This window comes from Streptococcus sp. HMSC068F04 (assembly GCF_001837455.1).
Lineage (GTDB): Bacteria > Bacillota > Bacilli > Lactobacillales > Streptococcaceae > Streptococcus > Streptococcus salivarius_D.
In genome coordinates, this window is the sequence record NZ_KV832533.1 from 35,011 (window position 1) to 46,204 (window position 11,194).

The window sequence follows — 11,194 nt, forward strand, 5'->3', positions numbered from 1 at the left end:
TCCAACCAGAGAAATACGTTGTTTCTAAAGAGAAATTCGATATCACTGGTATGAAACTTGTTGACGATGATGCTGAGTTGAAAGATAAAGTAGGCGATACTAACAAGGATCCTTACGCTGACAGCACAGCTAACAACGAAGCTGAAAATATCAATACTAAGACACTCAAGAAAGGTGATAAGTTTGTCTACCAAGTATGGCTTGACACAAACAACTTCACTGACGCTCACAATATCCAATCTGTTGGTGTTACAGATAAATATGACAGCGAAAACTTGAACATCAATGTTGCAGATATTAAAGCATACGACTCTGTAACAGGGGAAGATGTGACAGCTAAGTTTGATATCAAGGTTGAAAACGGTGTAATCACTGCAACGTCTAAGTCTGACCTTACTAAGTCACTTGGTGATGCAGAAAATACACAAGTGATTGATACTGCCAAATTGGCATTCGGACGCTACTACAAGTTCGATATTCCTGCAACTATCAAAGGCACTGCCAAAGATGGTGTAGATATCGAAAATACTGCGTCACAAATCGTTCACCAATACGACCCAACTAAGAAATCTGTTGAAAAACCAGAAAAACCAACAGAAAAACGTGTAGTCAATATCCCAACTAAGGTTGAGTTTGAATTCACTAAGAAACTTGAAGGTCGTCAACTTAAAGCTGGTGAGTTTAGCTTTGTACTTAAGGATAGCAAGGGTAATGTTATCGAAACTGTAAGCAACGATGCTAACGGTAAGATCAAGTTCTCTGCCCTTGAGTACAAACGTGGTGAAGAAGGTAATCACGTCTATACAGTAGAAGAAGTAAAAGGTAACGATGCAACTGTTACTTATGATAAGATGGTAGCCACAGTTGTTGTTTCTGTAACTAAAGATGGTAAAGTCTTGACAGCGATTTCTCAATTGCCAGAAGATACTGAGTTCAACAACACTGTTATCCCACCATATACACCACCAACAACTCCACCAAACACACCTCCTACTACACCACCAACTACGCCTCCAACACCACCGACTCCTCCAACTCCAGTGGTTCCACCAGTGACACCACCAACTACACCAGAAGCTCCTAAAGGACCAGCACTTCCTGAAACAGGTGATGATGCGTCTATGGCAGCTATGGCTCTTGGAGGAATCCTTGCGGCAGCTGGACTAGGTTTGGCAGGAAAACGCAAAAAAGAAGACTAAGATAGTTCATAGGTTAAATCCCTCAATATAGTTAGTTAGACTATTTCAGTTTTCGAAAAAGAGACTCATCCCGATAGGGGTGGGTCTCTTTTGTATCTATCTTAAAGATGATTTGGTGTTTTATTAAAATATTAGATATAAGGTTAAGTAATAGAGATTTTAGGATTTATTTTATGCAAAACAGATCAGTGGTTTAAATTTCAGGAAAAGATTATTATAAATATTGATATGTACTAAAATACTTATGTGAAAAGGTTTATTGGTTGTCATGAAGTCCTAGCTGCAAATCACAACTCGTTTTTTATATTGATTAAAAATTAGAGAAAATACTTGCTTAATGATTAAAAAAAAGATACGATAGACTTTGGAAGAAGGTTAATAAATGTATAGAGTGCGTATTTTTTCAATAATGTCTTTGTTTTTGACGCCCATTTGGGGTACAAGGATTAACTTATAGGAAGATTTTGAATGAAACAAGCAAATCATGTTTTTGAAAAAGTGACAAAATACGGCATTCGTAAGTTGTCGGTAGGTGTAGGATCAGTTGCTATCGGGACATTCTTGTTAGCAGGTGGTTTTTTCGTGTCTAAACCAGTCTCTGCAGATCAGGTTACTAAGGATGCAACGGTACACATGGCCTATGTCGCTGAAAATGAATTAACAGCTGAAGAGCAACAGCAAGTGGTCCATGCTATTCCTGAGGACTACCAGAATGAAGATACTTTTTATTTGGTCTACAAACGTAAGGGTGCTACGCAAACTAGTCTTCCTCAGACAGGAAGTTCTGACTGGGTAGCGTCAGGTTTAGGACTAGCAACGGCGACTATGGCTGTGTTGCTGTTTTCAAAAAAACATCGTAAAAAAATTATTGGTTTGGTCTTGATTGGGGCCGCTGGGCAAAGTCTCCTTGTGCCAATAGAGGTTCTTGCCTTGCAAAACAAGGAGTTGCAGGCCTATAATCAGACCCTTGCTGTTGCAGACGAGGCGGACCTAGCTAAAGGTGTTATTGCAATTGATGGTTATGAGTATGTCGGTTATCTGCGTTACTCAGCTAAGCCAGAGCTTGAACAACCTTTGGAGAATACTTTGCAGGAGCTTGAGTCTTCAATAAAAGAAGAGACTACAGTAAATCAGGGTACAGCTGATAAGGATAGTGAGGGAATCAGTTGGAAAAAGGGAACTCAGGAGTCAGGTCACGAAGGCGAAGCTGTGGTTCAACCTGCTAATCCAGAGTATACCGGACCAATTAGTGCCAATGGTACGCAAGAATCAGGTCACGAAGGTGAAGCTCTAGTTCAACCCGTAGCCCCAGAGTATACAGGACCAATCAGTGCCAATGGCACCCAGGAAGTTGGTCACGAGGGTGAAGCTGTAGTTCAGCCTGTCAATCCAGCGTACACCGGTTCAATCAATAGCGACACTACCAGTGCCAAAGGAACACAAGAATCAGGTCACGAAGGCGAAGCTCTTGTTCAACCTGTCGCCCCAGAATATACCGGCCCAATCAGTGCCAATGGAACGCAAGAGGTTGGTCACGAAGGCGAGGCTCTAGTTCAACCCGCCACTCCAGAGTACACCGGTTCAATCAGTAGCGATACTACAAGTACCAATGGTACGCAAGAAGTTGGTCACGAAGGTGAAGCTGTGGTTCAGCCTGTCAATCCAGCGTACACCGGTTCAATCAATAGCGACACTACCAGTGCCAAAGGAACACAAGAATCAGGCCACGAAGGTGAGGCCCTTGTTCAACCTGAGAATCCTGTTCATACCCCAGTTGTCGGCAGTATCACAGAGACTGAAACGCAAGCCATCGATTATCCTATCGAAGTGATTACGGATGATAACAAGTATGTGGATGAAGAAGTGGTCGAGCAAGAGGGTAAAAAAGGTAGCCAAGAAATCCAGAAAATTTACCAAACCATTGATGGTGTCAAGGTTGGTGAGCCGACTATTGTGTCAGGTAAGGTTATTGAGGTGCCACAACCTAGAAAAATCCGTCGTGGAAGCAAGCCTCTAGATGGCACAACGACCGAAGAATCTATTGTAGAGCTTCCATTTAAAGAAATTGTCCAAGAAGATGACACACTTGAGAAAGGCACTTTACAGGTTGTCCAAGAAGGTCAAAAAGGCCAAAATAAAATCACCAAGGTTTATAAGACCTATAAGGGAAACAAGACTGCTGAAGAACCAACTGTTACTGAAACAGTGCTAGTGCCTGTCCAAGATCGTATCGTTCGCAAAGGAACTAAGGTATCTGAAAAACCAGTGCTTACGCTGACACAGATTGACAAGGATGACTTGGGTCGAAGTGCCAAACTTAGCTACAACTTGACTAATCCAGGTTCAGCAACTATCACGACTATTAAAGCGGTCCTTAAGCAAGATGGACAGGTTGTTCAAACGCTTGATATTCCTAGCACGACCTTGACTGCTGACCTAACCAACTTAGACTATTACAAGCCTTATACTCTTACAACAACCATGACCTTTGATCGTGGCAATGGTGAGGAGAGTCAGGTTTTGGCAGACCAAACTCTCCAACTGGATCTCAAGAAGGTTGAGCTTAAAGATTTTGCACGTACAGATTTGATCAAGTATGACAATCAAACAGAAGTGGATGAGACTCGTCTGACAGCTGTGCCTCAAGATCTCACGAATTACTACTTGAAACTGACTTCTGCGGATCAAAAGACGACTTACTTGGCAGTGAAAGCCATCGAAGAAACAACAGTTGATGGCAAGGCGGTTTATAAGGTAACTGCAGAAGCGGACAATTTGGTACAACGTGATGCCCAAAACCATTTTGCACAAACCTATAGCTATTACATTGAGAAACCTAAGGCTAGCCAAGCCAATGTCTACTATGATTTTGCTGAGTTGGTCAATGCCATTCAAGCAAATCCATCAGGTGAATTTAGACTTGGTCAAAGCATGAGTGCTCGTCACGTCGTTCCAAACGGCAAATCATACATCACGACAGAATTTACTGGTAAGTTGCTCAGTGATGGTGACAAACGCTTTGCCATCTATGATTTAGAGCATCCATTGTTTAATGTTATCAATGGCGGAACTATCAAGAACATCAACTTTGAAAATGTAGACATCAATCGCCCTGATCAAAATCAAATCGCGACACTTGGATTTAACCTTAAAAACAAAGGTCTGATTGAAGATGTTAAGGTGACTGGTTCGGTTACTGGTAACAATGACGTGGCAGGTATTGTCAATAAGATTGATGAAGATGGCAAAATTGAGAATGTCGCCTTTGTCGGTAAGATTAACTCTGTCGGTAATAACTCGACAGTTGGTGGGATTGCTGGTTCAAACTACATGGGATTCGTCAACAGAGCCTATGTCGATGCGACTATTACAGCTCAAAATGCCAATGCAAGTATGCTGGTGCCATTTGTTACCTACATGCTCAACAGCTGGAAGTCAGGAACTAAGGCCAAGGTGACCAATTCAGTAGCCAAGGGTGTGCTTGATGTCAAAAACACACGAAATGTCGGTGGTATTGTCGCTAAGACTTGGCCATACGGTGCTGTTCAAGACAACGTGACCTACGCCAAGGTTATCAAGGGCCAAGAAATCTTTGCTTCGAATGATGTCAATGACGAAGATGGTGGACCACATATCAAAGACCTCTTTGGTGTAGTTGGTTACAGCTCCGCCGAAGATGGCACTGGTAAAGATACTAAGAGTCCTAAAAAACTCAAACATTTGACCAAGGAAGAAGCTGACAAGCGTGTTGAAGGTTACAAGATTACAGCTGATACATTTGTCAGCGAGCCATACGCGTTGAACACCCTTAACAACGTTTCTAGTCAAGCAGATTTTGCCAATATTCAAGACTATAATCCAGCATACAAACAGGCTTACAAGAATATTGAGAAATTCCAGCCATTCTATAATAAGGATTATATTGTCTACCAAGCCAACAAACTGGCTAAAGACCACAACTTGAATACCAAAGAGGTGCTCTCAGTAACTCCAATGAATGACAGTAATTTTGTTACAGACTTAAGCGATGCTAATAAGATTATTGTTCATTATGCTGATGGAAGCAAAGACTACTTCAAGCTTTCAGAGAGTTCAGAAGGGTTGAGCAATGTTAAGGAGTACACTGTCACTGATTTGGGTATCAAGTACACTCCAAATATCGTTCAGAAAGACCACTCAAGCCTTATCAATGGCATCGTTGATATCCTAAAACCGATTGAGTTGCAGTCTGATCCAATTTACCAAAAACTTGGTCGTACAGGTCCAAATAAGGTCAATGCTATCAAGAACCTCTTCTTGGAAGAAAGCTTTGAGGCTGTTAAGGCTAATTTGACGAACCTTGTGACTAAGCTGGTTCAAAATGAAGATCACCAGCTTAACCAATCACCAGCTGCTCAACAAATGATTCTTGACAAGGTTGAGAAGAATAAAGCAGCCCTCTTGCTAGGCTTGACCTACTTGAATCGTTATTACGGTGTGAAGTTTGATGATCTTAACATCAAAGAAATCATGCTCTTCAAACCAGATTTCTATGGTAAAAATGTGGATGTCCTTGACCGTTTGATTGAGATTGGCTCTAAGGAAAATAATATCAGTGGTTCAAGAACCTACGATGCTTTCGGTGAAGTTCTCGCTAAGAGTACCCTTTCTAGTGATCTTACCGACTTCCTCAACTACAACCGAAAACTCTTTACCACTATCGACAATATGAATGATTGGTTCATTGATGCCGCTAAGGATAAGGTCTACGTTGTAGAGAAAGCGTCTCAAAATGAAGGTGTTGGTGAGCACAAGTATCGTGTTTATGACAACCTCAGTCGTGGTCTCCACCGCAAGATGATTTTGCCATTGTTGAACCTTGATAAGACAGAAATGTTCCTGATTTCTACCTATGACACCATGTCTTATGGTACAGCTAACAAGTACAACACAACCCTAGAAAAGTTGAAACCTGAGATTGATCTAGCGGCTCAACGTCAAATCAACTACCTTGATTTCTGGCAAAGATTGGCCGCAGATAATGTCAAAAACAAATTGTTCAAAGACATTGTCAATCCAATCTGGGAAGGTTTCTATGTCTGGGGTCATGGTTGGCCAGGTTGGCCAGAGCGCTACGGCCAATTTAAGAACAGTACGGAAGTCTATGCGCCAATCCGTGAAATCTATGGACCAGTCGGTGAGTACTACGGTGATAACGGAGCTATGGCTGGTGCCTATGCTGCCATCTACGACAATCCATATGATAATCGTGCCAAGGTTACCTTCGTCATGTCTAACATGATTAGTGAGTACGGTGCATCAGCCTTCACTCATGAAACAACCCATATCAATGACCGTATTGCCTACTTTGGAGGTTTTGGTCGTCGTGAAGGAACAAATGTCGAAGCCTATGCACAAGGTATGCTACAGTCACCAGCTACTCAAGGTCACCAAGGTGAATACGGTGCCCTAGGCCTTAACATGACCTTTGAAAGAGCCAACGATGGTAACCAGTGGTACAACACCAATCCAAACAAGTTGAACTCTCGTGAGGCCATCGACCGTTACATGAAGGGCTACAACGATACCCTTATGCTTCTAGATTCACTTGAAGGAGAAGCAGTCCTTGGTCAAGGCAAGCAAGAGCTCAATAACGCATGGTTCAAGAAGGTAGATAAACAGCTACGAGGCAATAGTAAAAACCAATACGACAAGGTGCGTGCTCTAAGTGATAGCGAAAAGGCTATTAGTTTGACCACTATTGATGACCTTGTGGATAATAACCTCATGACCAATCGTGGACCTGGAAATGGTGTTTATAAACCGGAGGACTTTTCTTCTGCCTATGTCAATGTGCCTATGATGTCTGCTATTTATGGTGGTAATACCAGTGAGGGCTCTCCAGGTGCTATGTCCTTCAAGCACAATACCTTCAGACTCTGGGGATACTACGGCTATGAAAAAGGTTTCCTAGGTTATGCGACCAACAAGTATAAACAAGAAGCAAAAGCGGCTGGTAAGGATACCCTTGGAGACGACTTTATCATTAGCAAGATTTCTGATGGTCAGTTCAACTCCCTAGAAGACTTCAAGAAAGCTTACTTCAAAGAAGTCAAAGAAAAAGCGTCACATGGTTTGACGACAGTTACGATTGATGGCGCATCAGTAAGCTCTTACGATGATTTGTTAGCCTTGTTTAAAGCGGCAGTCGCCAAAGACGCTGCAAGTCTTAAAACAGATAATAATGGCAATAAATCTGTGTCAACAAGCCATACGACAAAACTCAAAGAAGCTGTCTATAAGAAACTCCTACAAGAGACAGATAGTTTCACAAGTTCTATTTTCAAGTAATAGATGAAAGAAACCCTTTTGGTAAATGCCAAAGGGGTTTTTGATACTGTCGGGAATGCGGGTGGTAGGAGCCTTTAGGTCAGTGTTGGCAAGGGATTGAGAAAGATGTGAGTTAAGCCATTAAAAAAATTCCTTTTGAAGGGAGAGAATTTTGAATTTTAATAAATATCACTATAACTAAAAAATAAGGTTAGAGTGACGAACGTTTTTAATAAAAGATGGTTTGATATAAAAGTATTTTGAAAATTATAGAACTGACAAAATAGGGGATTGTGCTAAACAAAAGTACGAACAATTTGATGTTTCAAAGGACTTAGATAAAAGTTTTAAATTAATGTTTTTTAATAAAAGTTAAACTTTTACACGATTATTAGTATATATTTGACAATTTAATAATTATAGTATAAAATGGAAATCGTATATAAAGTAATTTGGATATTGAGGAAATTTATTATTATGAGAGATATGTTTAATAAACGCCAACGTTTTTCATTAAGAAAATATAGCTTTGGTGTGGCCTCTGTCCTTTTGGGAGTTTCAATCTTCTCAAATGCACAGGGTGCCCAAGCTGACGAAACGGTAGCACCAACTACCGCAGGTATGGAAACAACTGCTGAGCCAGATGTCGTCGTGGAGCAATCAACACCAACAACAGCATCAGTAGCTCCAGCAACAACAGAAAATACACCAAGTTCAATCTCTACTGTGGCCTTGGCTAGTGAACAACCCCAATCAGTAGCTCAAAACAGCCAAGCAACTTCAACAACTAGTCAAACAGCAGCTAGTTCAGAAGTAGCTTCTCAGGCTGCATCGCAAGCGAGCTCTGAATCTGCAGCAGCGGCTGCTTCATCTGTAGTTACTAGTGCACAAGCTCTTAGCTCAGCAGCTGTAGCAGAAACTCCAGCTGCTGGTCAAGTATCAGCACAAACAAGTGTGGCTGCTTCAGTTGCGACTGTAGCAGAAACTGCCAGTGCAGAGTCTACGACTAACGCTGTAAATAGCGTCCTTAAAGTAGCGACTAGCGAGTTGGCTGTGACAAGCAGTGAATTGAATGCTGCTGAAGCAAGCCTTAACTCTGAAAATCTCATCAACGCTATGGGTCTTGCAGTATCAAACCGTAGCCTTCGTACAGCTGATGCGGTTGCTGTTTTGACAAATGCTGGAGCAGGCTCAACAAACCCTGACTTGACAAACCTCGGCTACAAACTTGACTATTTACCAGGGCGTCAACAATACTTTGTTAACATTGACTACATCAACCACCTCAAAGTCGGTCGTGATAACCGTGGAGTAATGAGACCTTATGACTACGTTACAAACGGTAATTACATGGTTGTCGTTAACTATGCCAACCTTGGTATTATTGACTATGTTGATGAAGCAGGAAACAAGATTCCTGGATCTTCAACCTACCGTATCAATAACTCAACTGAAACAATCACAGCAAACGGTAAGACTTACAATAAAATCTACGATGCTGGTGTAACAGAACTTCCACCAGTACCAGCAGGATACCGCATCAAGTATGCAACTGCTGACAAATCAAAAGCTAATGCTTACGTAGATGTCTTGAAGTCAGAACGTCAATACGACTATAACAACGGTGTTGCAACTATCCGTTCTGAACGTGCTTGGGACCGTAACCAAAGTCGTGTGGTTGACCTTGTTCAATTTGCTAACGGTTCACAAGGTTTGGATGCTTCAATTGATGCCAATGGTGGTGGTCAATACCTAGCTCCAGGTTACCATTACCACATTATCGTTGAAAAAGACACTAGAGATGTCACTAAAGCAACAAGTCAAACAGTGACTTACACTGGTGCTGATACGAAGACACCAGCTGCCAACACTCAAAATGACTTTAGCTTCAACGGTAAAGAAGATCCTACAACTAATACAACAACTTGGACTGAAACGACTCACACTTATGGAACAGTTAAGACTCCAGTTGTTACTGGTTACTATGCCGATAAAGCTGTAGCAGGTGGTAAGACAGTTACTCCAGATGCACCAAATGCAACAGACACAGTGACATACAAAGCCTTTGGTAAATTTATCGCTGTGGATGAAAATGGAAATCCAATTCCAGGTGTATCAACAACTGCCTACACAAACGATCCTAATGATGCGACTAAGATGATTGCTATCGACAAGACGCTTCCAAGCATTCCTGGCTACACTGTTAAGGTTGTACCTGCCACACCAGGTGACTTGTCTAGCGATACTAAGGTTGTTTACGTTAAGAACGATCAAAAAGCAAGTGTTACTTACCGTGATGAAACAAGTGGTTCAATCCTTGAAACGGTTGCTTTGGCTGGTAAGTCTGGCGAAGCGATTAACTACTCAACAGCTGAACGTATCAAACACTATCAAGACCTTGGCTATGCCCTTGTGACAGATGGTTACCCAGCTGGTGCAAGCTTTGACTTGGATAGCACAGTTGACCAAGCTTGGACAGTAAGCTTCAAACGTGTAGCACTTGACTTTAATCCAGACAATGCACACGAACCAGGAACTCCAATCTACCCTAACCAACCAAACGGTCCAAAATGGCCAGCTAAGGATGCTTACCTTAAAGATGTTACTTACACTGTTCACTATACAAGCAAGAACAGAAATGCTAAATTGCCAGCTGACAGTGTTCAAAAGGCACAATGGAAACGTTCATTGACCCTTGATTCTGTAACAGGTGACATTCTTGCTGCAGGTGAATGGAAGGCTGATAAGACTAAGTTCGACCTCGTAATCACACCATTGGTTAACGGTTATTTCGCCGATAAAGGCCGTGTGGCTTCTCAAGATGTCACTATGGACAACAAGGTTGAAACTGTTACTTACACTAAATTTGGTAAGATTATTGCCGTTGACGAAAAAGGTAATCCAATCCCAGGTGTTGAAGCAGTTACTTACACAAATGATCCTAACGATCCAACTAAGGCTGCCATGACACTTGTTCCTGAAGTGAAGGGTTACAAGGCCGAGAAGACTGCTGTGACACCAAGCAACCCTGGTGCTGATACAAAGGTTATTTATAAGTTAACTAACGCAGAACCCGCTAAACCGACAACTAACAAAGACCTTGGTACTATCGTTGTCATCTACCGTGATGAATATGGCAACCAAATCAAGATGCCACTCGTTATCACTAACTCTGTTGGTTCTGAAGTTAACGTTCACGGTGACCGTTATATCTACCGGAATGGTGTGAAATACGAATTGATTCGTCAAGAAGGTAAATCTACAGACAAGATGACAAAAGGTCAAACAGTCGTGACCTATATTTATCGTAAGGTCGAAGATGGCTCAACACCTTCAAATGGTAATAATGGTCAATCTGGAAATGGTGGAAATTCAACTTCTAAAGCTGTAAAAGCGGCCTCAAACGGATCTAAAGGATCTAAAGGATCTAAAGGATCTAAAGGTTCTGGATCAGCAGCCGATGGCGCTTCAGATGGTAAAGGTTCAGATAAGAAGAAATCTGGAAACAAAGATGGTAAGAAGGCAGATGGTTCTGATAAAGCTAAAGAAGGCGACGAACAATTGCCAGTAACAGGTGAGTCAGATAACAACCTCGCAGCAATGGGTGTTGTTGTTATGGGACTTATGTCAGGACTTGCGGCTATGAATCGTCGTAAAAACCAAGACTAAGATTTCCACACCTTATC

At 41.8% G+C, this 11,194-nt stretch carries 3 protein-coding genes; all 3 read left to right on the forward strand.

The features are described 5' to 3' along the window. The coding region (locus tag HMPREF2571_RS10930) for an SspB-related isopeptide-forming adhesin (RefSeq protein WP_256315273.1) at positions 1 to 1,199 on the forward strand (1,199 nt) is incomplete at its 5' end. A gap of 468 nt (positions 1,200 to 1,667) precedes the next feature. Next, on the forward strand, positions 1,668 to 7,529 hold the full coding sequence (locus tag HMPREF2571_RS09555) for a ZmpA/ZmpB/ZmpC family metallo-endopeptidase (protein ID WP_070848014.1): 5,862 nt from the start codon (positions 1,668 to 1,670) through the stop codon (positions 7,527 to 7,529). A 456-nt stretch (positions 7,530 to 7,985) separates the two neighbouring features. Next, positions 7,986 to 11,177 (forward strand): mucin-binding protein, encoded by a 3,192-nt coding sequence (locus HMPREF2571_RS09560; RefSeq protein ID WP_013990258.1) that lies wholly within the window; start codon positions 7,986 to 7,988, stop codon positions 11,175 to 11,177. Positions 11,178 to 11,194 lie beyond the last annotated feature (17 nt).

Bases quoted from the DNA above. Each gene is read 5' to 3' on its own strand.
- HMPREF2571_RS09555 (WP_070848014.1), top strand. From the start codon at position 1,668: ATGAAACAAGCAAATCATGTTTTTGAAAAAGTGACAAAATACGGCATT.
- HMPREF2571_RS09560 (WP_013990258.1), top strand. From the start codon at position 7,986: ATGAGAGATATGTTTAATAAACGCCAACGTTTTTCATTAAGAAAATAT.